20 protein-coding genes and 1 pseudogene are annotated in these 26,008 nt (G+C 68.5%); 13 read left to right on the forward strand and 8 right to left on the reverse strand.

Annotation, left to right across the window (positions count from 1 at the left end):
* Positions 1–1,368: an MFS transporter gene (locus tag AC3WLY_RS12445; RefSeq protein ID WP_492308304.1), complete on the reverse strand. Its 1,368-nt coding sequence runs from the start codon at positions 1,366–1,368 to the stop codon at positions 1–3.
* A gap of 157 nt (positions 1,369–1,525) precedes the next feature.
* Positions 1,526–2,485, reverse strand: a complete 960-nt coding sequence (locus AC3WLY_RS12450) for an MBL fold metallo-hydrolase (RefSeq protein ID WP_492308303.1) — start codon at positions 2,483–2,485, stop codon at positions 1,526–1,528.
* A 177-nt stretch (positions 2,486–2,662) separates the two neighbouring features.
* Here AC3WLY_RS12450 and AC3WLY_RS12455 point away from each other — a divergent pair, with 177 nt between their 5' ends.
* The gene (locus tag AC3WLY_RS12455; protein ID WP_492308302.1) at positions 2,663–4,312 is read left to right on the forward strand and encodes an IclR family transcriptional regulator; all 1,650 of its coding nucleotides are present in this window, start codon (positions 2,663–2,665) and stop codon (positions 4,310–4,312) included.
* A gap of 802 nt (positions 4,313–5,114) precedes the next feature.
* Here AC3WLY_RS12455 and AC3WLY_RS12460 read toward each other — a convergent pair.
* Positions 5,115–5,597, reverse strand: a complete 483-nt coding sequence (locus AC3WLY_RS12460) for an Lrp/AsnC family transcriptional regulator (protein ID WP_072436724.1) — start codon at positions 5,595–5,597, stop codon at positions 5,115–5,117.
* Between the two features lie 287 nt (positions 5,598–5,884).
* On the opposite strand from AC3WLY_RS12460, the gene AC3WLY_RS12465 reads away from it, so the two are divergent.
* From AC3WLY_RS12465 to AC3WLY_RS12480, 4 genes and pseudogenes are all read left to right on the forward strand, one after another.
* Positions 5,885–6,553, forward strand: a complete 669-nt coding sequence (locus AC3WLY_RS12465) for a LysE family translocator (protein ID WP_492308301.1) — start codon at positions 5,885–5,887, stop codon at positions 6,551–6,553.
* Positions 6,550–6,738 (forward strand): annotated as a pseudogene (locus tag AC3WLY_RS12470) (hypothetical protein); the annotation flags it as partial. The gene AC3WLY_RS12465 and the pseudogene AC3WLY_RS12470, both read left to right, overlap by 4 nt.
* An 85-nt stretch (positions 6,739–6,823) precedes the next feature.
* Positions 6,824–7,255 carry a YqaA family protein gene (locus tag AC3WLY_RS12475; protein WP_072436722.1) on the forward strand — a complete coding sequence of 144 codons (432 nt, stop codon included), beginning with the start codon at positions 6,824–6,826 and terminating at the stop codon, positions 7,253–7,255.
* Between the two features lie 152 nt (positions 7,256–7,407).
* Entirely contained in the window at positions 7,408–9,390 is a 1,983-nt protein-coding gene (locus tag AC3WLY_RS12480) for a methyl-accepting chemotaxis protein (RefSeq protein WP_492308300.1), read from the forward strand.
* Between the two features lie 35 nt (positions 9,391–9,425).
* Here AC3WLY_RS12480 and AC3WLY_RS12485 read toward each other — a convergent pair whose 3' ends face one another.
* A complete protein-coding gene (locus AC3WLY_RS12485; protein WP_175959041.1) occupies positions 9,426–11,078 on the reverse strand; it encodes an acyl-CoA synthetase in 1,653 nt (550 codons plus the stop codon).
* Between the two features lie 168 nt (positions 11,079–11,246).
* Between AC3WLY_RS12485 and AC3WLY_RS12490 the strand changes: the two genes are divergently transcribed.
* From AC3WLY_RS12490 to AC3WLY_RS12520, 7 genes are all read left to right on the forward strand, one after another.
* A complete protein-coding gene (locus AC3WLY_RS12490) occupies positions 11,247–12,002 on the forward strand; it encodes a Crp/Fnr family transcriptional regulator (protein ID WP_175959040.1) in 756 nt (251 codons plus the stop codon).
* Between the two features lie 205 nt (positions 12,003–12,207).
* Positions 12,208–15,456: an efflux RND transporter permease subunit gene (locus AC3WLY_RS12495; RefSeq protein WP_492308299.1), complete on the forward strand. Its 3,249-nt coding sequence runs from the start codon at positions 12,208–12,210 to the stop codon at positions 15,454–15,456.
* A gap of 26 nt (positions 15,457–15,482) precedes the next feature.
* Positions 15,483–16,712, forward strand: a complete 1,230-nt coding sequence (locus AC3WLY_RS12500; RefSeq protein WP_492308298.1) for an efflux RND transporter periplasmic adaptor subunit — start codon at positions 15,483–15,485, stop codon at positions 16,710–16,712.
* 5 nt (positions 16,713–16,717) lie between these two features.
* The gene (locus AC3WLY_RS12505) at positions 16,718–18,223 is read left to right on the forward strand and encodes an efflux transporter outer membrane subunit (RefSeq protein WP_492308376.1); all 1,506 of its coding nucleotides are present in this window, start codon (positions 16,718–16,720) and stop codon (positions 18,221–18,223) included.
* Between the two features lie 22 nt (positions 18,224–18,245).
* The gene (locus tag AC3WLY_RS12510) at positions 18,246–18,941 is read left to right on the forward strand and encodes a heavy metal response regulator transcription factor (RefSeq protein ID WP_034179625.1); all 696 of its coding nucleotides are present in this window, start codon (positions 18,246–18,248) and stop codon (positions 18,939–18,941) included.
* A complete protein-coding gene (locus AC3WLY_RS12515) occupies positions 18,938–20,404 on the forward strand; it encodes a heavy metal sensor histidine kinase (RefSeq protein ID WP_492308297.1) in 1,467 nt (488 codons plus the stop codon). Before AC3WLY_RS12510 ends, AC3WLY_RS12515 begins: the two co-directional genes overlap by 4 nt.
* Positions 20,405–20,503: 99 nt before the next feature.
* Positions 20,504–21,091, forward strand: a complete 588-nt coding sequence (locus AC3WLY_RS12520; RefSeq protein ID WP_492308296.1) for a LysE family translocator — start codon at positions 20,504–20,506, stop codon at positions 21,089–21,091.
* Between the two features lie 75 nt (positions 21,092–21,166).
* Here AC3WLY_RS12520 and AC3WLY_RS12525 read toward each other — a convergent pair whose 3' ends face one another.
* Positions 21,167–22,012, reverse strand: a complete 846-nt coding sequence (locus tag AC3WLY_RS12525) for an AraC family transcriptional regulator (RefSeq protein WP_492308295.1) — start codon at positions 22,010–22,012, stop codon at positions 21,167–21,169.
* Between the two features lie 171 nt (positions 22,013–22,183).
* Here AC3WLY_RS12525 and AC3WLY_RS12530 point away from each other — a divergent pair, with 171 nt between their 5' ends.
* Positions 22,184–22,978 carry an SDR family NAD(P)-dependent oxidoreductase gene (locus AC3WLY_RS12530; RefSeq protein WP_175959033.1) on the forward strand — a complete coding sequence of 265 codons (795 nt, stop codon included), beginning with the start codon at positions 22,184–22,186 and terminating at the stop codon, positions 22,976–22,978.
* 28 nt (positions 22,979–23,006) lie between these two features.
* On the opposite strand, the gene AC3WLY_RS12535 is transcribed toward AC3WLY_RS12530, so the two are convergent.
* The 3 genes from AC3WLY_RS12535 to AC3WLY_RS12545 form a co-directional block, all read right to left on the reverse strand.
* The gene (locus tag AC3WLY_RS12535) at positions 23,007–23,381 is read right to left on the reverse strand and encodes a hypothetical protein (protein ID WP_175959032.1); all 375 of its coding nucleotides are present in this window, start codon (positions 23,379–23,381) and stop codon (positions 23,007–23,009) included.
* A 223-nt stretch (positions 23,382–23,604) separates the two neighbouring features.
* The gene (locus tag AC3WLY_RS12540) at positions 23,605–24,675 is read right to left on the reverse strand and encodes an AI-2E family transporter (RefSeq protein ID WP_492308294.1); all 1,071 of its coding nucleotides are present in this window, start codon (positions 24,673–24,675) and stop codon (positions 23,605–23,607) included.
* A gap of 136 nt (positions 24,676–24,811) precedes the next feature.
* Positions 24,812–25,921 (reverse strand): NADH:flavin oxidoreductase/NADH oxidase, encoded by a 1,110-nt coding sequence (locus AC3WLY_RS12545; RefSeq protein ID WP_492308293.1) that lies wholly within the window; start codon positions 25,919–25,921, stop codon positions 24,812–24,814.
* Between the last annotated feature and the right edge of the window lie 87 nt (positions 25,922–26,008).

Below are 26,008 nucleotides of genomic sequence, written 5' to 3' on the forward strand. Positions count from 1 at the left end.
TCAATGTTGCGCTTCCGTTCGTACGAGCGCGTCGCCGCCCTTCACGCCGAGCATCAGCGCGACGCCGCTGGCGACCAGCAGCGCGGCCAGCAGGTACACGGCAAGATCCATGCTGCCCGTGCGCGTGCGAATGATCCCGATCACCCACGGGCTGACGATGCCGCTCGTGATCCCGATGCTGCTGATCAGCGCGATCCCGGCCGCGGCCGCGTTGCCCGACAGGTAGCGGGTCGGCACGGCCCAGAAGATCGGCAGTGCGGCGAAGATCAGCGTCGCCGCGATCGACAGGCACGCGAGCATCGCCGCGAAGCTGTGCAGGTGCAGCGTCAGCGCCGCGAGCGCGAGCCCGCCGCCGATCGTGCAGCACGCGAAGTGCCTGCGGCGCTCGCCGGTGCGGTCCGAGCGGCGCGCGATCAGGATCAGCCCGACCGCACCGACCGCATTCGGCACGACCGTGTAGAGGCTCACGGCAACGACGTCGGTCACGCCGAAGTCGCGAATCATCAGCGGCATCCAGAAATTGAGCGTCAGCGATGCGCAGGTCAGCGAGAAATAGATGAACGCGAACAGGTACACGCGCGGGTTCGCGAGCGCGGCCGCGAGGCTGCGCCCGTCGTGCGCGCCGCCGTGCCCGCGGCCGTCCGCGCACAGCGCGGCGACACGCGCCTTTTCATCGGTCGTGAGCCATGCGGCGTCCTGCGGCCGGTCGACGAGGAACGTGAACGCGGCGAACGCGAGCAGGATCGCCGGCGCGCCTTCGATCGCGAACATCCATTGCCAGCCGTGCAGCCCGAGCACGCCGCTCATGTCGCGCATGATCCAGCCCGACATCAGGCCGCCGAGCACGCCGGCCACCGCGACGCCCGCGAAGAACACCGAGATCGCGGCCGCGCGCCGGTTCGCGGGGAACCACCAGGTCAGGTACAGCACGATGCCGGGGAAGAAACCGGCTTCGAACACGCCGAGCAGGAAGCGCAGCACGTAGAAATGCGACGGCTGCGACACGAACATCATCCCGGTCGACGCGATGCCCCACAGCAGCATGATCCGCGTGAACGTGCGGCGCGCGCCGAAACGCGCGAGCAGCAGGTTGCTCGGCACTTCGCAGAACACGTAGCCGACGTAGAACACCGCGGCGCCGAGGCCGTACATCGCATCGCTGAAGCCGAGATCGTACTTCATCTGCAACTGCGCGAAGCCGATGTTGATGCGGTCGAGGAACGACACGACGTAGCAGAGGAACAGGAACGGGACGATCCGCCACGCGATCTTGCGGAACAGCAGCGCGTCGCCGGATTCCGACGTCGATGAGGATACCGAAGCGCTCGTGTGCGCGAGCGTCGCTTCGGCGGGAAGCGATTGGGGCATGTCTCTCTCCAAACGGGCTGCGCGAATCGAGTGCGCAGCAGTCTCCGAGGGCGTGCATGCGCCCTGCTTTCTTGTGAGACCGGATACGGCGGCGGAAACCGCCGCCCTCAGTGAAACGGCGACGCGTTCAGACGAACGCCCCGCCGCCGTGTGCCGCTCAGTCCTGCAACGCGGCCCACATTTCCTTGTCGCGCTGCGCAGTCCAGATGCGCGGATGCTTGATGCCGCTCGCCTCGTCGAACGCGCGCGACACGTCGAACGGCAAACAGTGCTCGTAGATGAACACGTGGCCGAACTTCGGATCCATCGCTTCGCGCGTGAGCGCCATCGACGCCTTCAGGTCGAGCTTGCGTTCCACGGCCTTGCGGCCCTGCGCGAGCAGCGTCGTGACGAAATCCTTCGTGTAGTCGAGGCCCTTGTTCACGTCGGCCGGATTCAGCAGCGCGGGGCCGCGGCCCGGCACGAGCTTCTCGGCGCCGAGCGCGCGCAGCGCCTCGAGCGTGGCCGGCCACTGCTCGAGCTGCGCGTCGCCGCAGTAGCACGCGGCGTCGTATTCGACGAGGTCGCCCGAGAACAGCACCTTCTGCGACGGCAGCCAGACGATCGTGTCGCCCTTCGTGTGGCCCGAGCCGACATGCATGATCTTCACTTCGAGCTTGCCGAGGAACAGCGTGATCTCGCGCTCGAACACGAGCGTCGGCCAGGTCAGGCCGGGCACCGTCTCGACGCCGGCGAACAGGCGCGGGAAACGCTCGATCTCCGACTTCATGTCGGCCTCGCCGCGCTCGACGATCATCTCGTAGGTGCCGCGGCTCGCGATCACGTGCTGCGCACCTTCGGCGAAATACGCGGACGCACCGAGCACGCGCACCGCGTGGTAATGCGACAGCACCACGTGCTTGATCGGCTTGTCGGTCACGCTGCGGATCTTCGCGATCAGGTCCTGCGCCATCGCGGGCGTCGCGGTCGTGTCGACGATCAGCACGCTGTCGTCGCCGATGATCACGCCCGAGTTCGGGTCGCCCTCGGCGGTGTACGCGTATGCGTTCTCGGACAGCTTCGTCCACGTGACTTTCTTCTCTTCCAGATCGGCTTGGGAGGCGAATGCTTTGGCCATGTTGCGTTCCGTGGCTGCGAGCCATGTGTTGAGGGGTGTGAACGGATCATCTTCTCCCATCGATTATTTGTCAATGACAAATCAACTTGCTATTGTCTAATACGGGTAAACCTGCGGGCTGGCGCGATAAATGGCGTCGGATACCATGCGGGGTTTCGTCAACGGAAGAATCATCGCGTGCAGAACCACGAAGTCAGCGCGGACGACGCGCCGCCCAAGGCGCAGCGCGGGATCCAGAGTGTCGAGGTCGGCGGCCGGCTGCTCGACGTGCTCGCGCGCCGGCGCAAGCCGCTCGGCCTGTCGGAGCTGGCAGCGGCAGCCGACCTGTCGACCGCGCAGGCGCATACCTATCTCGTCAGCCTGATGCGGCTCGCGCTCGTGAAGCGCGACGCGATCACCGGCAATTACGAGCCGGGCCCGTTGTCGTTGCGGCTGGGGCTGATGTCGATCGAGAGCCAGCCTGCCTACCGCGCGGCGCTGCCGCACGCGGCACGGCTCGCGGAAGCGGTGGGCTTGAGCGTCGCGCTGTCGGTGCCGGGCGTGCTCGGCCCGACGATCGTGCGCATCGAGCACGGCGGCTATCCGCTGCACGTGAACCTGCACGTCGGCTCGGTGATGTCGCTCGACACGACGGCGACCGGCCGCGTGTTCCGCGCGTTCGGCGATCCTGCGCAACTCGATGCGATGGCGGCCAGCCAGGCCGGCGCGGGCGATACGCTCGCGGGCGCCGAAAGCACGCAACCCGCGCAGGATGCCGGAGCGCAACTGGCCGAACTCGACGCGATCCGCGCACGCGGCATCGAACGCAGCGTCGACCGGCCGAGCCCCGGTGTCAGCGCGATGTGCGTGCCGGTATTCGACGCGCACGGGCGCCTGCAGCTCGCTTTGACTGTGATCGGTTCGAGCGGGTCGATCGATGTCGGCTGGGATGGCCCGATCGCGACCGCGTTGCGCGATGCGGCGCGGCAGGCCACCGCATCGCTGGGCGCGGAACGTGCGGAACCGCCGCCCGCCCCCTCGGCGGGCGCACCGCGCGTGCCGCCCGCGCTGGCCGACGACGCGAAAGCGCAGCGCGGAATCAACGCGCTCGACAGCACCGGCGAGCTGCTGCTTGCGCTGGTATCGGCGGGCCGTGCGCTGCCGCTGCGCGATCTCGCGGCGGCGGCCGGCATGCCGGCGGCGAAGGCGTTTCCGCATCTCGTCAGCCTGCAGAAGATCGGCCTGCTGAGCCGCGACGACGCCGGCTGCTTCGACGGCGGCCCGCTCGGGCAGGCGCTCGGCCTGATCGCGATGCAGCGCGTGTCGCCGACGCGCGACGCGGAAGCCGAGATCGTCGCGCTGGCCGCCGCGACCGACATGAGCGTGGCCGCCGCGACGCTCGGGCCGCTCGGCCCGACCGTGATCCGCCTCGAGGAATCGGCGCGGCCGCAGCACGTGAGCCTGCAGGTCGGCACCGTGATGTCGCTCGTCAATACGGCGATCGGCCGGATCTTCGCGGCCGGCATGTCCGACGACGTGCTGGCCGACCTGCTCGCCAACGAGCCCGTACGCCTCGCCGGCAGCGGCCCCGCGCAGGCCGACGATGCATTCCGCGCGCGGCTCGCGGCGATCCGCGCGGACGCGCTCGATTTCGCGTTCGACGCGCCGGTGCCCGGCATCGGGACGATCGCCGCGCCCGTGTTCGACCACACCGGCAGCATCCGGCTCGTGATCGCGATCATCGGCTCGTCGCGCGGCTTCCCGCGCGGGCCGGACAGCGACCTCGCTCAGACGCTGCTCGCCGCGACGCGGCGACTGTCGTGGCGGTTCGGGTGGATCGGCCGGTAATCGCCGCAGCGCCGCCTTCTTCCGCGTCGCGCGATTAATCCTCTCTTTCTCCTTGAAGGCCGTGTGCTTGCCACGGCCTTCTCGCGTCTGTCTGCGACCGGACGGACCGCACCAATTCATGTTGCGAAGCAGCAACACAAAGTGTCAGTAATTCTCATATAACGAAATCGCATTTCACAAGGCGGTGACGTTTCGTTATGATTAGGGTTATCCCTAACTCGCCACCTATATGGGGCTTCGTCATGCAAACGTCTAATGTCTCCGATCGTTCCACCCAATCCACTGGCTGGCTCGCACGTGTTGGCGAGCTGCTTGCAGAAGCCTGGCAGCTCCACCTCGAGAACTGCGAAGTCATCGCCGAAGCACACGCGCGCCTTCCGCGCTGAACGGAACGATCAGCCGCCAGCCGGCGCGATGACCTGCCGGATCCGCTTGTGCGGACGCGCGCCGCGAGGTCGCTGCGTCCGGCACCGGAATATCTGGCAGGCCACGCGGAAACGGGCCGGGCTTACCCCGGGTTGAATGCGCTCACCACTCGGGAGCGTTGAGGTCGGTTTGAGGTCCGGCACCGATCGGTATCGGTGCGGTTTTGTCTGCCGGTTGCCCGGACGGGCTACCGTTATCCCGTCGGCGCGCGATTGCGCCTGATCGTTGCGGACGGAAGATTCATCCGTTTTGTCTGCCCGCGTGCGGTTCCACGCCGAACGCCTTCCGTGGCGGCCGTTCGCCGGCTTGCTCCGCGCCATCGCGCAGTTGCATGCGCCGTCGTTTCAACGACGGCCGCGCCCCCTTCTCCGCCCCCTCACACCTGGATCGAAGGCACATCCTTCATGCAGCGCAGCGCGAACATCGAGCGGCTGTGCCGGATGCTCGAGATCTTGTACAGCTTTTCGCGCAGGAACCGCTCGTAGCCGGCCGTGCCGTCCACGGCAACCTTGATCCAGTAATCGTATTCACCCGACACCAGATACGCCTCGAGCACTTCCGGCAACGCGGCCAGTTCCGCGCCGAAACGCGCGAGCGCGTCGTCTTCGTGGCGATCGAGCGTGACTTCGAGGATCACGATGTCCGCGTAGCCGAGCATGCGCTGGTTGACCAGCGCGACGTAACCGTCGATGTAGCCGTCGACTTCGAGCTGCCGCGTGCGGTTCCAGCACGCGGTCGTCGACATGCCGATCTGTTCGGCCAGCTCGGCGTTCGACAGCCGCGCATTTTTCTGCAATGCACCAAGGATTTTGCGGTCCTGATTGTCGAGCGTTTTCGGCGTGCGTTCGCGGATAGCCATGATGAAAAGAATCTTCTACTGAAAATCGGCATTCTATCTGAACAGGATTCCGGTTTCAGGCCCGTTTTACTGGAAAACAGGAAGCCTTTTAACCGGCCCGCTTGATACATTTTCTCCATGCCTGTTGCCCGGCACGCTCCCCGCGACAACCCCTTCGCACCGGGACGCACGGCCGCAATCACGAGTTGCGGTGCCGGACAAGCAGGCATGCGATTCCCCGCCGCCCGCACGCCTATCCGACCGCGTGCGGAGCCGGTGCCTGCATCCCCGTTCTCGCACTTCCCGTCATGTCGTTCAGGCTTTATCTGTCGTTCCTCGCTGCTTCCGTCGTCCTCATCTACGCGCCCGGCCCCGTCAACCTGCTCACGATGAACCAGGCGCTGCGCGCCGGCTGGCGCCGCGCGCTGCCGTGCGTGTGGGGCGGCACGCTCGCCGTGCTGCTGCAACTCGCGCTGACCGCGCTGTGCCTGAATTCGCTGGTCCACGTCAACGAACACGCGCTGACCGTGCTGCGCTGGGCCGGCGCCGCGTATCTCGTGTGGCTCGGCGGCAAGCAATGGCTCGGCCGCTCGCTGGTCAACGCGCCCGCCGCATCGGCGGAAGCCGCAGCCAGGGCTGGAGCCGGAGCCGCGATCGTCCCGCAGGACACCGACACCGGACGCGCGCTGTTCTGGCGCGGCGTCGCGACGTCGGGCCTGAATCCGAAGACGCTGCTGTTCTTTCCGTCGTTCTTTCCGCAGTTCATCAGCCCGAACGCCGACTGGAGCCTGAACCTTCAATACCTGCTGCTCGCCGCAACGTTCGCGCTGCTGTTCGCGGGCGGCGTCGCGTCGATGGCGCTGTTCTCGCACCGGCTGAGCCGCGCGTTGCGGCGGCCGGCGCGGATGCGCGCGATGAACCGCGTGACGGGCGGGCTGCTCGTCGGGATGGGCGCGATCATGGTCGGCTGGAACTGAGCAAGCAGCGCAACCTCGAACGGCTGCGGCTGCCGAAACCCGACACGGTGTTTTCGCCGCAGCAGCTCGCCGGAGAACTGCTCGCAAGCACGCTCAACGACGAACCGGGCGACAAGTCGGTGATCTCGCATCTGGTGTTCGGGACCGCCGATGCCGCCTGCCCAAGTGAACCGCTGCCCCAGTGAACCGCTGCCCCAGTGAGCCGTTGAGCCGTTGAGCCGCTAACCGTGCGACCCAGAGCGGTCGGCGCTCGACCGGTACAATCGCGCGATGTCCGAATTGCTCACTTACGGCGGCCTGTTCGCCGTGTCGATGGTCGCCGCGACCCTGTTGCCGCTCCAGTCCGAAGCCGTGCTCGCCGGCCTGCTGCTCGCCGGGCGCGAACCCGTGTGGGCGCTGGTGCTCGTCGCGAGCCTCGGCAACGTCGCCGGCTCCGCGATCAACTGGGCGCTCGGGCGCGGCATCGAGCACTTCCGCGACCGCCGCTGGTTTCCGGTCAAGCCGTCCGCGCTCGCGCGCGCCGAGCGCTGGTATGCACGCTACGGCCGCTGGTCGCTGCTGCTGAGCTGGGCGCCGGTGATCGGCGATCCGCTGACGATGATCGCCGGCGTGCTGCGCGAGCCGCTGCCGACCTTTCTCGCGATCGTCACGCTCGCGAAGGTCGGCCGCTACCTGGCCGTCGCGTGGCTCGTGACGTACTGACGGTACTGACGCGACCTTTCCTCCGTCGCTGGCGCCTGCTCGCGCCGCCACCGGCTTCGCAACGCTAAAGAATCCGCCGAAGCTGCCGTTCTCCTTACAGTGTGCGGTGACGCGTGCGTTCCGCCCCTCTCCCACCCCACTCAGGATGCCGTATGAGATTGACCCAATTGGGCCGGGTGAGCGTCGGCGCGCGCCTGGCCGCGCTGGCGTGCACGCTCGTCGCACTGCTGTTCACCGTTTTCGCGTGGGCGCTCGCCCATTTCGCCAGCCAGCAACTCGCGGACGAGGCGCACGCGCGAATCGCCGACAAGGAGCAGTCGATCCGTGCGATGGTCGAGATGTTCGACAAGGCGCTGTCGGCCGAAGCCAGTCGCGCGATGTCGCTGTTCGCGAGTTTCCTGCCGGCCGATTTCTCGCTCGACCCGGCGCGCACCGTCGACATCGGCGGCGTCGCCGCGCCCACGCTGTCCGCGGGCGGCCAGCCGCTCGACCTCGATTACTCGATTCCGGACCAGTTCCTGAAGAAAAGCGGCGCGATCGCGACGATCTTCGCGCGCGACGGCGACGATTTCGTGCGCATCACGACGTCGCTGAAGAAACAGGACGGGGCACGCGCGGTCGGCACGCGCCTCGATCGCGCGAGCCCCGCGTATGCGCCGCTCGCCGCCGGGCGCAGCTACACGGGCCTCGCCAAACTGTTCGGCCGGCAGTACATCACGCAGTACAAGCCGGTCACCGACGCAACCGGCCGCGTGATCGGCGCGCTGTTCGTCGGTCTCGACGTCGGCGCGGAGCTGCAAGTCGTCCAGGACGGCATCCGTGCGTTGAAGGTCGGCGATAACGGCTACTACTTCGTGCTCGACGCCGCGCCGGGCGCATCGCGCGGCACCTTCGTCGTTCATCCCGATGCAGCCGGCCAGCGCGCCGACGACGCGCGCGCGCCGTACACGCAGATGCTCGCGGCCGGCCACGGCCGGCTCGCGTATACGTCGGCCGACCCGGCCGCGCACGACAGCCGGCCAACCGCGAAATTCGTGTCGTTCACGACGGTTCCGCAGTGGCAATGGCTGGTCGGCGGCATCGCGATCGACGACGAACTGCTCGCCGGCATGCGCACCCTCCGCGACCGCTTCCTGATGATCGCAGCCGTGCTCGTCGCGGCGTTCGCGGCGCTGTTCGTCGTCGTCGTGAGGCGCGTCGTGAGCCGGCCGCTCGATGCGGCGGCACGCGCGTCCGAACGCTACGCGGCGGGCGACCTCAGCGTGCGGATCCGCGACGGCGAGACGGCACGCAGCGCCACGCGCAACGACGAGATCGGCCGGCTCGTACAGGCGGTCGACGGGATCGGCGACGGCCTGGCGCGGATCGTCGCGCAGGTGCGCAGCGGCTCGGCCGACATCGCGCGCGGCATGGTCGGCATCGCGGCCGGCAGCGGCGACATCGCCGCACGGATCGCGACGCAGGCGAGCAGCGTCGAACAGACGGCGGCCAGCATGGAGCAGATCACGGCCGCCGTGCAGCAAAACGCCGAGCACGCGGCGCAAGCGAACGCGCTGGTCGCGAACGCTTCGGCCGCCGCGACCGACGGCGACGAGGCCGTGCAGCGCGTGGTCGCGACGATGGACGAAATCGGCCGCGCAACGCGCCGGATCGCCGAAATCACGGGCGCGATCGAAGGCATCGCGTTCCAGACCAACATCCTGGCGCTGAACGCAGCCGTCGAGGCCGCGCGCGCAGGCGAGCACGGCAAGGGCTTCGCGGTGGTCGCGGCCGAAGTGCGCGCGCTCGCCCAGCGCAGCGCGGCCGCGGTCAAGGAAATCGACGCGCTGAGCGCCGAATCGTCGACGACCGTCGAACAGGGTTACCGTATCGCGGACGCGGCGCGCGGCACGATGCGCGACATCGTCGCGCGCGTCGATCAGGTCAGCACGCTGATCGGCGAGATCAGCGCCGCGTCGCGAGAGCAATCGACCGGTATCGAGCAGGTGAACCAGGCCGTCACGCAGATCGGGGAGACCACGCAGCAGAACGCGACGCTGATCTCGGACGCCGAACGCGCGGCCGTCGCACTGCGCGACCAGGCCGCGCAACTGTCGGAAGCCGTCAGCGTATTCCGGCTCGAACGCGACGCATGAGCGTCGACCGGCGGCGGCCGGCGGCCGCTCGCCGCCTACTTCTTGTCGCCCGCCAGGTCGATCGCCTTGTCCGAGCCGACCGCATTGCGCAGCTGGAACTTCTGGATCTTGCCGGTCGACGTCTTCGGCAGTTCGCCGAAACGCACGGCCTTCGGCACCTTGAAGCCCGCGAGCAGTTGCCGGCAGTGCGCGACGATCTCCTCCTCGGTCGCGCATGCGCCTTCGCGCAGCTCGACGAACGCGCACGGCACCTCGCCCCATTTCGGATCGGGCATTGCGACGACGGCCGCAACGGCGACGGCCGGATGCCGGTACAGCGCGTCCTCGACCTCGATGCTCGAGATGTTCTCGCCGCCCGAGATGATGATGTCCTTGCGGCGATCCTTGATGCGGATATAGCCGTCCGGCGTCAGCACGCCGAGATCGCCGGTATGGAACCAGCCGCCGTGGAACGCCTCGTCGGTCGCGTGCGGGTTCTTCAGGTAGCCCTTCATGCAGATGTTGCCGCGGAACATGATCTCGCCGAGCGTCTCGCCGTCGGCCGGCACCGGCGCCATCGTGTCGGGATCGAGCACCGTCGCGCCCGCTTCGAGGTGATAGCGCACGCCTTGCCGCGCATTGAGCCGCGCGCGCTCTTCATCCGGCAGCGCTTCCCAGTGCGCCTGCTTCGCGCACACGGTCGCCGGGCCGTAGACCTCGGTCAGCCCGTACACGTGCAGCAGGTCGAAGCCGATCTCCTTCATCTTCGCGATCACCGCCGGCGCGGGCGCCGCGCCCGCGACCATCGCGTGCACCGTATGGTCGATGCCTTCGCGGAATTCGGCCGGCGCGTTCGCGATCGCGCTCTGCACGATCGGCGCGCCGCAATAGTGCGTGATGCGTTCGCGTCGAATCAGGTCGAACACGGTCTTCGCGTCGAACTTGCGCAGGCAGACGTTCACGCCCGCGCGCGCCGCGACGGCCCACGGAAAGCACCAGCCGTTGCAGTGGAACATCGGCAGCGTCCACAGATACACCGCGTGCTTCGGCATGTCCCATTCGAGGATGTTGCTGATCGCCGCCAGATATGCGCCGCGATGGTGGTAGACCACGCCCTTCGGGTCGCCGGTCGTGCCGGACGTGTAGTTCAGCGCGATCGCGTCCCATTCGTCGGCGGGCGGCGTCCATGCGTAGTCGGCGTCGCCGCTCGCGACGAACGCTTCATAGTCGATCGCGCCCGCGAAACGCTCGGGATCGGCCGGCATCGCATCGGCGACGCAGACGATCTTCAGGCCCGGCACGTCGAGCGCCGCGCGATGCGCGAGCTCCGCGTATTCGGTGTCGACGATCAGCACCTTCGCCTCGCCGTGACGCAGCATGAAGATCACCGACGGCACGTCGAGCCGCGTGTTGATCGTGTTCAGCACCGCGCCGGCCATCGGCACGCCGAAGTGCGCCTCGACCATCGCCGGGATGTTCGGCAGCAGCGCCGCGACGGTGTCGCCGCGCCCGACGCCGGCCTGCGCGAGCGCACTCGCCAACTGCTTCGCGCGCGTATGGGTCTCGCCCCACGTGCGCCGCACGTCGCCGTGCACGATCGCGAGGCGCTCGCCGTAGACTTCCGCCGTCCGGACCAGGAAGTCGATCGGGGTGAGCGGTACGTAATTGGCATCGCGGCGGCCGAGCCCGGCCTCGAACATCTGCGTCATGATCCTGTCTCCCGTGTCCTGTCGACCGGTGTGCATGCACCCCGGATCGTTTTGATGTGGTTCAATTGCCGACAGCCTAACGGGCGTTATTGTGAGCCGTCTGTCATCGAAACGACAGAGTGCCTTTCGAGCGCTGCGCGTTATCCCTAACCTCGCAAACCCGCACCCATGCACGACCACCACGTTGCGCCGCCCGACGCGGCCGCCCGCCCGGCCGACGCGCTTCCCGAACCGGGCCCGCTGCCGGCGCTGTCGACGCTGTTCGGCCAGTGCGCGTGGTTCCGCACGCTCGCGCCCGAGCACCAGGCGCTGGTGCTCGCGCAGTCGCATGTCGAGCAGCGCGAGGCCGGCGACGTGATCGCGCACCGGCTCGCGCCGTCCGAATACTGGATCGGCGTGCATCGCGGGCTGCTGAAGCTCGCGATCTTCAACGCGTCGGGGCGCGGCTGCACGTTTTCCGGCGTGCCGTCGGGCGGCTGGTTCGGCGAAGGCAGCGTGATCAAGCGCGAACTGCGCAAGTACGAGGTCGTCGCGATCCAGCGCTCGACCGTGCTGTTCGTGCCGGTCGATACGTTCCATGCGCTGCTCGACACGAGCCTGCCGTTCACGCGCTTCGTGATCCACCAGTTGAACAACCGGATGGGCGAATTCATCGCGTCGATCCAGAACAGCCGGCTGCTCGACGTCGATGCGCGCGTCGCGCAGGCGCTCGCGCAGCTCTTCAACCCGGACCTGTACCCGGACACCGGCCCGTCGCTGTCGATTTCGCAGGAGGAACTGGGGATGCTCGTCGGCGTGTCGCGGCAGCGGATCAACCAGGCGCTGCAGCAGCTCGAGAAGCTCGGCGCGCTGCGGCTCGCGTACAACCAGATCGAGGTCGTCGATCTGGGCGCGCTCGCGCGCTTCGGGATGGAGCAGATCTGAGCGCGGCGCGATGAGCGAAACCGGTGCCGCGTCGGTTCGTCAGTCGCGGCATGCGCGCGCATTTCATCTGCGGAATCGGCCCGCGGCGACCGCGCGCCCAACCTGACAATTCCGCCAGTTTCGCGACAGTAACCCGTTCCACGCCGACGCCTATCATTCGGGTTCCCGTCACCGACGCCTGATCACCGCCTGTCCCGCTGCCTCCATGTGGATCGTCAATCTCGCGCTCAGGCGCCCCTACACGTTCATCGTGATGGCCATCATGATCGTGCTGGCCACGCCGCTTGCGCTGATGCGCACGCCGGTCGACGTGCTGCCCGCGATCAACATCCCCGTGATCAGCGTGATCTGGAATTACAGCGGCTTCTCCGCGACGGAGATGACGAACCGCATCACGGCCGTGCATGAACGGATCCTGACGACGACCGTCAACAACATCCAGCATGTCGAGTCGACGTCGCTGCCCGGCATCGCGGTCGTGAAGGTGTTCCTGCAGCCCGGCGCGAACGTGCAGACGGCGATCGCGCAGACGGTCTCGTCCGCGCAGGCGATCGTGCGGCAGATGCCGCAGGGCGCGACGCCGCCGCTCGTGATCACCTATTCCGCGTCGAGCATCCCGGTGATCCAGCTCGGGCTGTCGAGCACGACGCTCAGCGAACAGTCGCTCGCCGACATCGCGCTGAACTTCCTGCGCCCGCAACTGATCACGATTCCCGGTGCCCAGGTGCCGTTCCCGTACGGCGGTCGCACGCGCGTGGTCGCGATCGATCTCGATCCGCAGGCGCTGCTCGCGAAGGGCCTCACGCCGGCCGACATCGTCAACGCGGTCAACGCACAGAACCTCGTGCTGCCGACCGGCACCGCGAAGATGGGCCAGACCGAATACCGGATCGACACGAACGCGTCGGCCGATACGGTCGCCGACATCAACAACCTGCCGATCCAGACCGTCAGCGGCGCGACGACCTACCTGCGCGAGGTCGCGTCCGTGCGCGACGGCTTCGCGCCGCAGACCAACGTGGTGCGCCAGAACGGCCAGCGCGGCGTGCTCGTGTCGATCCTGAAAAGCGGCGACGCGTCGACGCTCAAGGTCGTGTCGGACCTGAAGGCGCTGCTGCCGAAGGTGATCCCGACGCTCCCCGAAGGGCTCACGATCACGCCGCTGTTCGACCAGTCGGTGTTCGTCAACGCGGCCGTGCAGGGCGTGATCCACGAAGCGCTGATCGCGGCCGTGCTGACCGCGATGATGATCCTGCTGTTCCTCGGCAACTGGCGCAGCACGTTGATCATCGCGATCTCGATTCCGCTGTCGATCTTCACGTCGCTGATCGCGCTGTCGGCGCTCGGCGAGACCATCAACATCATGACGCTCGGCGGGCTCGCGCTCGCGGTCGGGATCCTGGTGGACGACGCGACCGTCACGATCGAGAACATCGAGCGGCACCTGCATCTCGGCACGCGCCGGGCCGCCCCAAGCGTGCCGAGCGGCCCCCTCGGGGGGCAGCGACCGGAGGGAGCGCGGGGGCCGTCGTTCAGCACGGACCTGCACGAGGCGATCCTCGAAGGCGCCGGCGAGATCGCGGTACCCGCGTTCGTGTCGACGCTGTGCATCTGCATCGTGTTCGTGCCGATGTTCTTCCTGACGGGCGTCGCGCGCTACCTGTTCGTGCCGCTCGCGGAAGCGGTCGTGTTCGCGATGCTCGCGTCGTACGTGCTGTCGCGCACGCTCGTGCCGACGCTCGCGATGCTGCTGTTCCGCCCGCAGCAGGCGAGCACCGGCCCCGACCACGCGACGTCGCGTTTCGCGCGCCTCCATCATGCGTTCAACAACGCGTTCGAGCGGCTGCGCGCGTGGTACATCGTGCTGCTCAGCATGCTGCTCGTGCGGCGCCGCTTCTACGCGATGTGCTTCCTAGGCTTCTGCGTGCTGTCGACGGGCCTCGTGTTCGCGCTCGGCCGCGACTTCTTCCCGAACGCCGATTCCGGCAACATCCGGCTGCACATGCGCGCGCCGACCGGCTACCGGATCGAGGAAACCGCGCGCCTCGCCGACCGGGTCGAGCGCGTGATCCGCGAAGTCGTGCCGCCCGACGAGCTCGGCGCGATCGTCGACAACCTCGGTCTGCCCGTGAGCGGCATCAACCTGTCGTACAGCAATGCCGGCACGATCGGCACGCTCGACGGCGAACTGCTGATCGCGCTGAAGCCCGGCCACCGCGCGACCCGGGATTACGTGCAGACGCTGCGCAAGCTGCTGCCCGAACGCTTCCCGGGCGTCGAATTCTTCTTCCAGCCATCGGACATCATCACGCAGATCCTCAACTTCGGTCAGCCGGCCGCGATCGACGTGCAGGTGCTCGGCAACGATCTCGCGAGTAACATGACTATCGCGAGCAACCTGATGAAAAAGATCAGGCAAATCCCCGGCGCCGTCGACGTGCATGTGCTGCAACGCAACGACGAGCCGACCCTGCTGGCCGACATGGATCGTACGCGCATGCAGCAGCTCAACCTCTCCGCGCAGAACGTCGCGCAGAACATGCTGATCTCGCTGTCCGGCAGTTCGCAGACGACGCCGTCGTTCTGGATCAACCCGAAAACGGGCGTCCAGTACCCGCTGCAGATTCAGACCCCGCAATACGACATCTCGTCGGTCGACGACCTGCTCGGCACGCCGATCTCGGCCAGCGGCCGCACGGGCATGCCGCTGCAACTGCTCGCCAACCTCGTGCAGGTGCGCACCGCCGCCAACCCGGCCGTGATCACGCACTACAACATCCGTCCGGCGATCGACCTGTACGTGAGCGTCGAGGGCCGCGACCTCGGCTCGGTCGCGGGCGAGATCGACCGCATCGTGTCCGACATGCGCGCGAGCCTGCCGCGCGGCACCGACCTGACGATGCGCGGCCAGATCGAGACGATGCGCACGTCGTATATCGGCCTCGGCGCCGGTGTCGCGATGGCGATCGTGCTCGTCTACCTGCTGATCGTCGTCAATTTCCAGTCGTGGCTCGACCCGCTGATCATCATCAGCGCGATGCCCGCCGCGCTCGCCGGCATCGCGTGGATGCTGTTCATCACCGGCACGCACCTGAGCGTGCCCGCGCTGACGGGCGCGATCATGACGGTGGGCGTCGCGACCGCGAACAGCATTCTCGTGGTGTCGTTCGCGCGCCAGCGTCTCGCGGCCGGCGCGCCGCCGCTCACGGCCGCGCTGGAGGCCGGCGCGACGCGAATCCGGCCGGTGCTGATGACCGCGCTCGCGATGATCATCGGCATGGTGCCGATGGCGCTCGGTCTCGGCGAAGGCGCCGAGCAGAACGCGCCGCTCGGCCGCGCGGTGATCGGCGGGCTGCTGTTCGCAACCGTGTCGACCTTGCTGTTCGTGCCGCTCGTGTTCGGCGGCGTGCATTCGCGGCTGGCCCGCCGGCGCGCGCGCCAGGCCGGACACTGACTTTCGCCTATAGACCCGGTCAATTCATGGAAGAGAAACATCACAGCTCCGTCGGCATCCAGGTGGACGAACACGGCATGCACCTGCCGACGCGCACGTCGGTGTCGCGGCGCGGGCGAATCGTGCTGGTCGTGATCGGCGTGCTGCTGGCCGCCGGCGCCGCGCGCACGATCGTCGTCAACGTGCTGAACCGCAACCGGCTCGACGCGATCGCCGAGCAGAACACGCGCCAGTACGTGAACGTCGTGCGCCCGGCCGACGCGGCCAGCGGCGGCAAGCTGACGCTACCCGGCACGCTGCGCGGCTTCGTCGAGGCGCCGATCTATGCACGCGCGAGCGGCTATGTGCTGCGCTGGCAGGCCGATATCGGCGCGCACGTGAAACAGGGGCAAGTGCTCGCCGAACTCGACACGCCCGAACTGAACCAGGAGCTCGCGCAGGCCACCGCGCAGCGCCAGCAGGCGCAGGCGGCGCTCGCGCTCGCGAAGACGTCGTTCGACCGCGCGCAGCAGTTGCGCCAGCGCGATGCGGTGTCGCAGCAGGAACTCGACGACCGCCAGGGCGCATTCAACCAGGGCACCGCGAACCTCGCCGCGGCCGATGCGAACATGCGCCGGCTCACCGAGCTGAAGGGTTTCCAGCGAATCGTCGCGCCGATCGACGGGATCGTCACGCAGCGCAACGTCGACGTCGGCGATCTCGTCAGCTCCGGCAACGCGGGCCGCTCGCTGTTCACGGTCGTGCAGGCCGACCGGTTGCGCCTCTACGTTCAGGTGCCGCAGGCGTACGCGCAGCAGGTGAAGGTCGGCCAGCACGTGAGCGTCGCGCAGGCCGAGCTGCCGGGCCGGACCTTCGACGGCACGATCACGCGCACATCCGAGGCGATCGATGTCGCGACGCGTTCGCTGCAGATCGAGATCACGCTGCCGAACCCGGATGCACGGCTGCTGCCCGGTGCGTACGTGCAGGCGACGCTGCCGATGGCACCGGTCGGCCGCCTGCAGATCCCGGCCAATACGTTGCTGTTCCGCGCCGAAGGCCCGACGGTCGCGACCGTCGACGCGAACGGCCAGGTCCGCCTGAAACCGGTGACGGTCGTGCGCACGATCGGGCAGACGCTCGAAGTCGACGGGCCGCTCACGCCGAACGACCGCCTGGTCGCGAACCCGAGCGACGCGCTCGCGAATGGCGATCCGGTCGTCGTATCGACGCCGGCGGCCAAACCCGCATCGGCCGTCGCGGGAGCGAAGTCGTGATCGCGATGCGCGCCCGCGTGCGGCCCGCGGCACTCGCCGCCGTCATGGCAGCGGCCGCCCTCGCCGGCTGCACGGTCGGCCCCGACTACCGGCGCCCGGCCGTCGATACGCCGGCCGCGTGGCGGCTCGACCCGGCCGACGCGTACTGGCACCCGGCCGCGCCGGCCCGCGCGCCGCTCGATCCCGCGTGGTGGACCGCGTTCGGCGATCCGCAGCTCGACGCGCTCGAAGCCGACGCGCTGCGCAACAACCAGAACCTGAAAGCCGTCGCCGCGCGCTACGACCAGGCGAAGGCGACGCTCGCATCGGTCGCGTCCGCGCAGTATCCGGCGGTCGGCCTGACCGCGAGCGGCCAGCGCTTCAAGATCTCCGCCGACCGGCCGCAGACCAACTACGCGACGCGCAGCATGTCGACCGTGCAGAACGAGATCCAGGTCGGCGCGAGCGTCAGCTACGAGCTCGACCTGTTCGGCCGCGTGCGGCGCAGCGTCGAATCCGCACAGGCAAGCACCGAGCAGGCGCACGACGATTTCGCGAACGCGCGCCTCGTGCTGACCGCCGATCTCGCGTCGAGCTATTTCGCGCTACGCGAGTTGGACAGCGAGATCGACGTCGTCAAGCGCTCGATCGACCTGCAGCAAAAGGCGCTCGACTACGTGAGCGCGCGCCACGAACTCGGTGCCGTGTCGGGCCTCGACCTGCTGCAGCAGCGCTCGCAGCTCGACGCGACGCGCACGCAGGCACAGTTGCTGATCCAGCAGCGCGCGCAGGTCGAAACCGCGATCGCGACGCTGGTCGGCACGCCGGCCCCCGAATTCTCGCTGCCGCCGCGCGTGGTGCCGATCAACGCGCCCGCGCTGCCGACCGGCATGCCGAGCGACCTGCTGCAGCGGCGCCCCGATGTCGCGTCGGCCGAGCGCGCGATGGCGGCCGCGAACGCGCAGATCGGCGTCGCGCGCGCTGCGTATTTCCCGCGCATCGCGCTGTCGCCGGACATCGGCTGGGATGCGACGCGCTTCGCGAGCCTGTTCACCGTGCCGGCGCTGCTGTGGTCGGTCGGCGCGTCGGTCAGCCAGCCGCTGTTCGAAGGCGGCAAGCTGAAGGCCGGCGTCGATTTCGCGCAGGCCGGTTATACCGCCGCGCAGGCCAGCTACCGGCAGACCGTGCTCACCGCGTTCCAGGAGGTGCAAAATGCGGTGACGGGCCTGTCGGTGCTGGCCGACGCCGCGCAGCAGGCATCGGCGGCCGTCGACGACGCGCGCAAGCTCGTGTCGCTCGCGCAGGACCGCTACGCGGGCGGCCTGACGCCGTTCATCGACGTGCTGACGGCCCAGCAGCAACTGCTGACGAGCGAGCGCCAGGCCGTGCAGATCCAGGGCCAGCGCGCGGCGCTCGTCGTCTTTCTCGCGAAGGCGCTCGGCGGCGGCTGGGACGGCGGCACGACGGGCGGCCCCGCGCCGTCCGACGTCGCGGCGGCCGGCCCGCAGCGCACCGCGGGCGTCGGCCCCTAACCCGGTTACGCGGAACAACAACATGAAAGTGCTGATCGTCGAAGACGAACCGAAAGTCGTCGAATACCTGAAGAGCGGCCTGACCGAGGAAGGCTGGGTCGTCGACACTGCGCTCGACGGCGAGGACGGCGCGTGGAAGGCCGTCGAATTCGACTACGACGTGGTCGTGCTCGACGTGATGCTGCCGAAGCTCGACGGCTTCGGCGTGCTGCGCGCGTTGCGCGCGCAGAAGCAGACGCCCGTCATCATGCTGACCGCGCGCGACCGCGTCGACGATCGCGTGCGCGGGCTGCGCGGCGGCGCCGACGACTACCTGACCAAGCCCTTCTCGTTCCTCGAACTGATCGAGCGGCTGCGCGCGCTGACGCGCCGCGCGCGCGTGCAGGAATCGACGCTGATCTCGATCGGCGACCTGCGCGTCGACCTGATCGGCCGCCGCGCGACCCGCGACGGCACGCGGCTCGACCTGACCGCGCAGGAATTCCAGCTGCTCGGCGTGCTCGCGCGGCGCAGCGGCGAGGTGCTGTCGAAGACGACGATCGCCGAACTCGTGTGGGACGTGAACTTCGACAGCAACGCGAACGTCGTCGAGACGGCGATCAAGCGCCTGCGCGCGAAACTCGACGGCCCGTTCGCGGACAAGCTGCTGCACACGATCCGCGGGATGGGCTACGTGCTCGAGGCGCGCGAGGACGGCGACACCGAGAGGCAGGCATGAAACGCTCGATCGTCCTGCGGCTGTCGGCGATGTTCGGCATCGTGTCGCTGCTCGTGTTCACGCTGGTCGGCTGCGGGCTGTTCGTGATGATGGAGCGCCAGCTCTTCGCGGAACTGCGCGCGACGCTCGACACGCGCGCGAAGGTCGCCGAGATGATCGTGTCGCATGCGACGACGGCCGCGCGCGGTCGCATGATGCAGGAAAAACTCGCCGATCTCGTCCCGCCCGACGGCTCGACGCGCTACCAGGTCGACAGCACGAACCCGGCATTCCGCTTCGGTACGCCGGTAAACGGCGTGCCCGTCGATCCGCCATTCGGCGCGTTCCAGCGCTATGCGCTGAACGACAGCAGCTACGACGTGATGACGAAGACCGTCACCGTGGCCGGCAGCGGCGAGCGCCCGACGCTGAAGCTGATCGTCGCCAGCTCGTGCGAGCGCACGCAACGGATGCTGCGCCGCTTCGGCTTGACGCTCGCCGCGCTGATCGCCACGGCCACCGTCGTCACGCTGCTGCTGAGCCGCGCGGTCGCGCGCTTCGGGCTCGCACCGCTCGACCGGCTGTCGCAGGATGCAGCGAGCGTGAGCGCCACGAACCGCCGCCAGCGGCTGCAGACCGACGCGCTGCCGGCCGAGCTGCGCGATCTCGCCACGTCGTTCAACGGCGCGCTCGAGCGCATCCAGCAGACCTACGCGCGGCTCGAGGCCTTCAATGCGGACGTCGCGCACGAGCTGCGCACGCCGGTCAGCATCCTGATCGGCCAGACCCAGGTCGCGCTGACGAGCCGCGATCGCTCGGTCGACCGGATGCGCCAGACGCTGCAGTCGAACCTCGAGGAATTCGAGCGGCTGCGCGTGATCATCAACGACATGCTGTTCCTGTCGCGCAGCGACCGCGGCGAACGCGCGACCGACCTGAAGGACGTGTCGCTCGCCGACGAGGTGCGGCGCATGCTCGATTTCCTCGAAATCCCGCTCGACGAAGCGCAACTGCGCGCCGAACTGCACGGCGATGCGCGCGCGGCCGTCGATCCGTCGCTGTTCCGCCGCGCGATGACGAACCTGCTGATCAACGCGATACAGCATTCGGCGCCCGGCGCGACGCTGCACGTGACGATCGCGCGCCGCGACGCGCTCGTCGAAATGGCCGTCGCGAACCCGGGCGAACCGATCGATCCCGTGCAGCGTTCGCATGTGTTCGAACGCTTCTACCGGCTCGAGGAAGCGCGCGCGAACAGCAAGGAAAACCACGGGCTCGGGCTGTCGATCGTCAAGGCCGTGGCCGAGATGCACGGCGGCAGCGTGTTCGTCGCATGCTCGGGCGGCGTCAATACGTTCGGCTTCTCGGTGTCGACGCAACCCTGCGCGGGCGGCCCGCTACGCGCGGCCGACTCGGCCGATGCCGCCGGTTCGGCCGGGCCGCACGACACGCGGCCGGCGCACGCGCCGCGCGCGTTGCACTGACGGCGGCCGCGCGCCGCCGAGGGTTGTTTTCTTCAATACGGGCCGGTGCGGCTCCCGTAGTCTCGATGCGACTTTCGACATTTCGCATGGAGACACCCAATGAGCATGCTGGTTTCGATGGCCGCGTTCGCGCTGGCGTCGTCGATCACCCCCGGTCCCGTCAACATCGTCGCGCTCAGTGCCGGCGCGCGCCATGGCCTCGGCGCGAGCCTGCGCTACGCGGCCGGCGCGACGCTCGGCTTCGTCGCGCTGTTCCTGCTGATCGGCCTCGGCCTGCACGCGGCGCTCGTGCGCTGGCCCGTGCTGACGACCGCCACGCAGTGGTCGGGGATCGCGTTCCTGCTGTACATGGCGCTGCGGCTCGCGCTCGATGACGGCCGGCTGTCGGCCGACCCGGACGTGGCCGGCCCGTCGGCGGCGGCCGGCGCGGCGATGCAGTGGCTGAATCCGAAGGCGTGGCTCGCGTGCGTGGCCGCGATGGGCGCATATGCGGCCGATGGCGACCGCGCGCAGGTCTGGTTATTCGCCGCGCTGTATCTGGTGATCTGTTTCGCGTCGATCGCGTGCTGGGGCTATGCGGGCGCGTCGCTGCGGCACCGGCTCGCGAACGCGCGGCGCATGCGCATGTTCAATCGGCTGATGGCACTGCTGCTCGCGGGCAGCGCGCTGTTCCTGCTCGACGTGTAGCCGGCCGGTCCGCAGATCGGGCGCCTCGGCGCATCGACGGCGCACTCCGCACTCCGCGTTCCGCCGCCCTGGCGCTCAGCTCATTGCGCTACGGTACTGTCCGGGCGTCGCGGCCGCGATCCGCCGGAACGCGCGCTGGAAATGGGCCTGATCGGCAAAGCCGGCGTCGAGCGCGACTTCGGCGATCGGCCGGCCGCGGCGCAGCTCGGTGCGGCCGTACTGCACGCGGCGATCGATCAGGAACGCATGCGGCGTCATCCCGTAACGCGCATTGAACGCGCGGATCAGGTACGACGGCGACAGGTCGGCCGCCGCGCAGACCGCATCGAGCGTCACGCCCTCGCGGCAATGCGCGGCGATGTAGTCGGCCGCGCGCGCGAGCTTTGCGTTGTCGTCTCGCGGCCGCGGATCGGGCAGCTCGCGATCGAGCGCGCCGTGCAGTTGCGTGAAGAATTCGACCGCCGCGCTCTCCTTGCCGAGCGGATCGATGCCGGGCGACACGAGCGCGCGGTAGAAGCCGCCAAATTGCGCGAACAGGTCGCGCCGCTCCGTCAACTTCGGCGAAAACCCGTGAAAATCGCTGTTCGGATCGCGGCCCAGCGAATGCTGCAGCCGCGCGAGCCACGGCACGTCGACGTAGACCATCCGGTACGCCCATGCGTCGGGGCCGTACGGATTGCACGCGTGCACCTGCTCCGGATCGATGATCACGAGCACGCCGCGCCCGACATGCGCGTTCGTCGCGCCGTTCACGTAGGTGCTCGTGCCGCCGACGATCGCGCCCACCGAAAACGTGTCGTGCGTGTGCTTCGCGTAGCAGATCGCGCGCCCGTCGTCGACGGTGCGCGCCTCGATGAACGGCAGCGCGGCATCGCGCCAGAACGGCGACGGTACGGCGGATCGGTTGGAGATACGGCTCACGCGGCGGGCTCCTGGTTCGGGCAGCGAACGCTCACCGTACAAGACTGCGCGGGCCGATGCAACCGGCGCTTTGCAGCTTCGAAGCCGGATCGCGCCGTTTCGCCTAAGCTTTGAAATCCGGCCGTCGCGACACGCGCGGCGGTTCCCGTTCACTCCTCTCCCGTCACGCTCATGCACATCGATCTGAAAGGCAAGACCGCGGTCGTCACCGCCTCCACCGCCGGCATCGGGCTCGCGATCGCCGAAGGGCTCGCGCGCGCCGGTGCGCGCGTCGTCGTCAACGGCCGCAGCGACGCATCGGTACAGTCCGCGCTCGCGCAACTGCGCGCCGCCGTGCCCGGCGCAAGCTTCGACGGCGTCGCCGCCGACCTGTCCGACGCAGCCGGCGTCGCGCGCGTCACGCAGCACACGCCCGATGCGGACATCCTCGTCAACAACGCGGGCATCTACGGCCTGAAGGCGTTCTTCGACATCGACGACGCCGAATGGGAACATTACTTCCAGATGAACGTGATGTCCGGCGTGCGGCTCGCGCGGCATTACCTGAAGGGGATGATCGAACGCAACGCCGGGCGCATCGTGTTCATTTCGTCGGAATCGGGCCTGAACATCCCGGTCGACATGATTCACTACGGGTTCACGAAAACCGCGCAACTGTCGATCTCGCGCGGCCTCGCGAAGCTCGCGGCCGGCACCCATGTGACCGTCAACTCGGTGCTGCCGGGGCCGACGCTGTCGGAAGGCGTGCGCGCGCTGCTGAAGGAAACGGCCGACAAAACGGGCCGCAGTGTCGAAGACGTGGCCGTGGATTTCGTGCGCGATCATCGCTCGAGCTCGATCATCCAGCGACCCGCGACGCCCGAGGAAGTCGCGAACATGGTCGTGTACGTGTGCTCGCCGCAGGCTTCGGCGACCACGGGTGCGGCGTTGCGCGTCGACGGCGGCGTGGTCGACACGCTCGCATGACCGCTCACGCGCGGCGCACGCCGCCGCGCTAGCGCGAAGCGGCCTTGTCCGGCTGGAGCGTGCCCTTGCGATCGGCGTCCATGCAGGTATCGAAGCCGTGCTGCGTGACGACGCCGGCCTTGTCGAATACGACGAAGTAAGGCCGGTGATCGTTGCCGTGCTCGATGAAGTAGTTGTAGCAGACGCCGCTGCCGTTGCGGACCATCCATACGCTGCGCGGGTTGCCGCCGGCGCGCACGACATCGGCGCGCGTCGCGCCATGCCGCGACGCGGCCCGCGCGAGCGGCGTGCGCGAATACGAGAACGGTAGCCACGAGTCGAACCACGCGCAGCCGTGCAACATCAGGCAGCCGGCCGCCAGGGATAGCGTCGCCGCGGGACGGGACATCGAAATCAATCGCATGCTTGGGGAATTCTGCCGCGCCATGCCGGCGTGATCGAAAGCCCCATGCTACTAGACCTTTGGGTCCGGATCGAAAAGAAATGTAGAGATCCGTATGCAAACCCCTGCCCGGCATGCCCCGTGCGCAAGCCGGATCGTTGCCGATCGTTGCGGCCGGCGCATGCTTGTGCGCGCACCCATCCCGTCGCGCCGATCCATCGAATCGGCGCGACGGCGGGCATCGTCACGCGATCCATTCGGCCCACAGCATCGTCAGCACCGTCATCAGCGCGGGGCCGACGAACAGCCCGATCAGGCCAAACGTCTCGGCGCCGCCGAGGATGCCGAACAGCACGAGCAGGAACGGCAGCCGCGCCGAACTGCCGATCAGCACCGGCCGCACGAAATGCTCGGCGACGAACACGACGACGAAACCGAGCACCGCCACCACGACGGCCCACATGGTCGCGCCCTGCACGAACAGCCACAGCGCCGCGCCGCAGAACACGATCGGCGCGCAGAACGGCAGCATCGCGGCAATCGCCGTGACGAGGCCGAGCAGCGCCGCATGCGGCACGCCCGCGAGCGCATAGGCGACGCCGAGCAGCGCACCCTCGCCGAGCCCGACGACCACGAGCCCCGTCACCGTGCCGTACACGGCCTTGACCATGCGCTCGATCAGTTCCGCGCCGTTGCGCCCGAACGCGCGCTGCCCGCCCTGCAGCAACGCGCCCGACAGCTTGTGGCCCGCGCGCAGAATCACGAACAGCGTGACGAGCATGAAGCCGAATTCGAGCAGCGCATGCGCGAGCTTCGTGCCGAACTGCCGGCCGAACGCGAGGAATTTCTCGCTGTTGACGCCGTGCATCGCGCTGGCCGCATGCAGCGGATGACCGAGATTGGCCTGCCACCACTCGGTGATCTGCGCCGAACCGTAAGGCAGCCGGCTGACGACGTCGGGCAGCGGAATGCCGTTGTCCTGGATCGTACGCAGCCACTCGCGCAGGTCGTGCGCCTGCCCGATCGCCTGGGTTGCCGCGACGGCGATCGGCAGCACGACGAGCAGCGAGACCGCCGCCGTGATGACGAGCGCGTTGACCGTAGGCCGGTTGCGGAACAGCCGGTGCGATTCGAAGCGTTTCAGCAGCGGCCACATCGCGATGGCGATCACGCAGGCCCACGCGATGGCGGGAATGAAGTCGCGGATCACCCACAGCGCGAGCACCAGCAGCGCCGCATACAGCGCGACGCGAGCGATCTGCTGCGCGCGCGGCTGCACGGCGGCCTCGTGAGACGACGGGACATGTGCGTCCATGGCACCTCTGTCGAAATGAAAAAATGGCGGTTCGCGCAGGCAACCGGCCTGCACGAACCGCCATTCTATCCATCGGCACCGGATCGGCGGCGCGCGTCATACGCGGGCCGCCCCGGCGCCATGTTGCCGCGTCCGCTCAGGCCACCTTGTCGGCGATCCGGTAACGCTCGAGCCAGTGCGCGTACGGCGCGGGTAGCGTCCACGACGGGCGCTCGACGCCGAGCTGCTTCGCCGCGTAGTACGGCCAGTGCGGATCGGCCAGATGCGCGCGGCCGACCATCACGAGATCGAGCTGTTCTTCCGCAACCACGCGGTTCGCCAGTTGCGGCGTGTCGATCCCCCACGCGGACGACACCGGCAGCCCGGCCTCGCGGCGCACGCGCTCGGCGATCGGCGCGAGGAACGCCGGGCCCCACGGAATCTGCGCATCGGGCGTCGAGAAGCCGACCGACACGCTCAGCATGTCGAGCCCTTCCCGCTTCATCCGCTGCGTGAGCGCGATCGACTCGGCGAGCGTCTCTTCGTCGCGGCCGTCGTATTCGATCACGCCAAAGCGCGCGGTCAGCGGCAGATGCTCGGGCCATACCTTGCGGACGGCCGCAAGCGTCTCGACGAGGAAACGGCCGCGGTTCTCGGCCGAACCGCCGTATTCGTCGTCGCGCCGGTTCGAATGCACCGAGAAGAAGCTCTGGCCGAGATAACCGTGCGCGAAGTGCAGTTCGAGCCATTCGAAGCCCAGGTCGCGCGCACGCTTCGCCGCTGCGACGAAGTCGGCCTGCACGCGGGCGATATCCTCGTGCGTCATTTCGCGCGGCACCTTCGGCAGATGCGCGCCGAACGGCACGGCCGACGGCGCGATGGTCTGCCAGCCGCGCGGATCGCCGTCGGCGATATGGTCGTCGCCTTCCCACGGACGATTCGCGCTCGCCTTACGGCCCGCGTGCGCGATCTGGATGCCGGGCACCGCGCCGGCCGCCTTGATCGCCGCGACCGACGGCACGAACGCTTCGGCCTGCGCATCGTTCCACAGCCCCGCGCAACCCGGCGTGATGCGCCCTTCCGGCGACACGGCCGTCGCCTCCGCGATCACGAGGCCCGCGCCGCCGCGCGCGATGCCGGCCAGATGCACGTGATGCCAGTCGTTGACGACGCCGTCTTCGGCGACGTACTGGCACATCGGCGGCACCGCGATGCGGTTGCGCAGCGTGACATCCTTGAGTTTGAACGGTTCGAACAGGGCAGACATCCACGACTCCTTTGCTTGGTTCTACGAAACGACTGGGAACTCGCCGGGCGATGCGCACGGCGGAACGATTCGAGCCGTCGTCGGGGC

This window comes from Burkholderia sp. FW306-1C-G01B (assembly GCF_058781685.1).

Bases quoted from the DNA above. Each gene is read 5' to 3' on its own strand.
- AC3WLY_RS12535 (WP_175959032.1), bottom strand. From the start codon at position 23,381: ATGCGATTGATTTCGATGTCCCGTCCCGCGGCGACGCTATCCCTGGCG.
- AC3WLY_RS12480 (WP_492308300.1), top strand. From the start codon at position 7,408: ATGAGATTGACCCAATTGGGCCGGGTGAGCGTCGGCGCGCGCCTGGCC.
- AC3WLY_RS12445 (WP_492308304.1), bottom strand. From the start codon at position 1,368: ATGCCCCAATCGCTTCCCGCCGAAGCGACGCTCGCGCACACGAGCGCT.
- AC3WLY_RS12485 (WP_175959041.1), bottom strand. From the start codon at position 11,078: ATGACGCAGATGTTCGAGGCCGGGCTCGGCCGCCGCGATGCCAATTAC.
- AC3WLY_RS12515 (WP_492308297.1), top strand. From the start codon at position 18,938: ATGAAACGCTCGATCGTCCTGCGGCTGTCGGCGATGTTCGGCATCGTG.
- AC3WLY_RS12530 (WP_175959033.1), top strand. From the start codon at position 22,184: ATGCACATCGATCTGAAAGGCAAGACCGCGGTCGTCACCGCCTCCACC.
- AC3WLY_RS12490 (WP_175959040.1), top strand. From the start codon at position 11,247: ATGCACGACCACCACGTTGCGCCGCCCGACGCGGCCGCCCGCCCGGCC.
- AC3WLY_RS12495 (WP_492308299.1), top strand. From the start codon at position 12,208: ATGTGGATCGTCAATCTCGCGCTCAGGCGCCCCTACACGTTCATCGTG.
- AC3WLY_RS12520 (WP_492308296.1), top strand. From the start codon at position 20,504: ATGAGCATGCTGGTTTCGATGGCCGCGTTCGCGCTGGCGTCGTCGATC.
- AC3WLY_RS12450 (WP_492308303.1), bottom strand. From the start codon at position 2,485: ATGGCCAAAGCATTCGCCTCCCAAGCCGATCTGGAAGAGAAGAAAGTC.
- AC3WLY_RS12500 (WP_492308298.1), top strand. From the start codon at position 15,483: ATGGAAGAGAAACATCACAGCTCCGTCGGCATCCAGGTGGACGAACAC.
- AC3WLY_RS12540 (WP_492308294.1), bottom strand. From the start codon at position 24,675: ATGGACGCACATGTCCCGTCGTCTCACGAGGCCGCCGTGCAGCCGCGC.
- AC3WLY_RS12510 (WP_034179625.1), top strand. From the start codon at position 18,246: ATGAAAGTGCTGATCGTCGAAGACGAACCGAAAGTCGTCGAATACCTG.
- AC3WLY_RS12460 (WP_072436724.1), bottom strand. From the start codon at position 5,597: ATGGCTATCCGCGAACGCACGCCGAAAACGCTCGACAATCAGGACCGC.
- AC3WLY_RS12505 (WP_492308376.1), top strand. From the start codon at position 16,718: ATGCGCGCCCGCGTGCGGCCCGCGGCACTCGCCGCCGTCATGGCAGCG.
- AC3WLY_RS12475 (WP_072436722.1), top strand. From the start codon at position 6,824: ATGTCCGAATTGCTCACTTACGGCGGCCTGTTCGCCGTGTCGATGGTC.
- AC3WLY_RS12545 (WP_492308293.1), bottom strand. From the start codon at position 25,921: ATGTCTGCCCTGTTCGAACCGTTCAAACTCAAGGATGTCACGCTGCGC.
- AC3WLY_RS12465 (WP_492308301.1), top strand. From the start codon at position 5,885: ATGTCGTTCAGGCTTTATCTGTCGTTCCTCGCTGCTTCCGTCGTCCTC.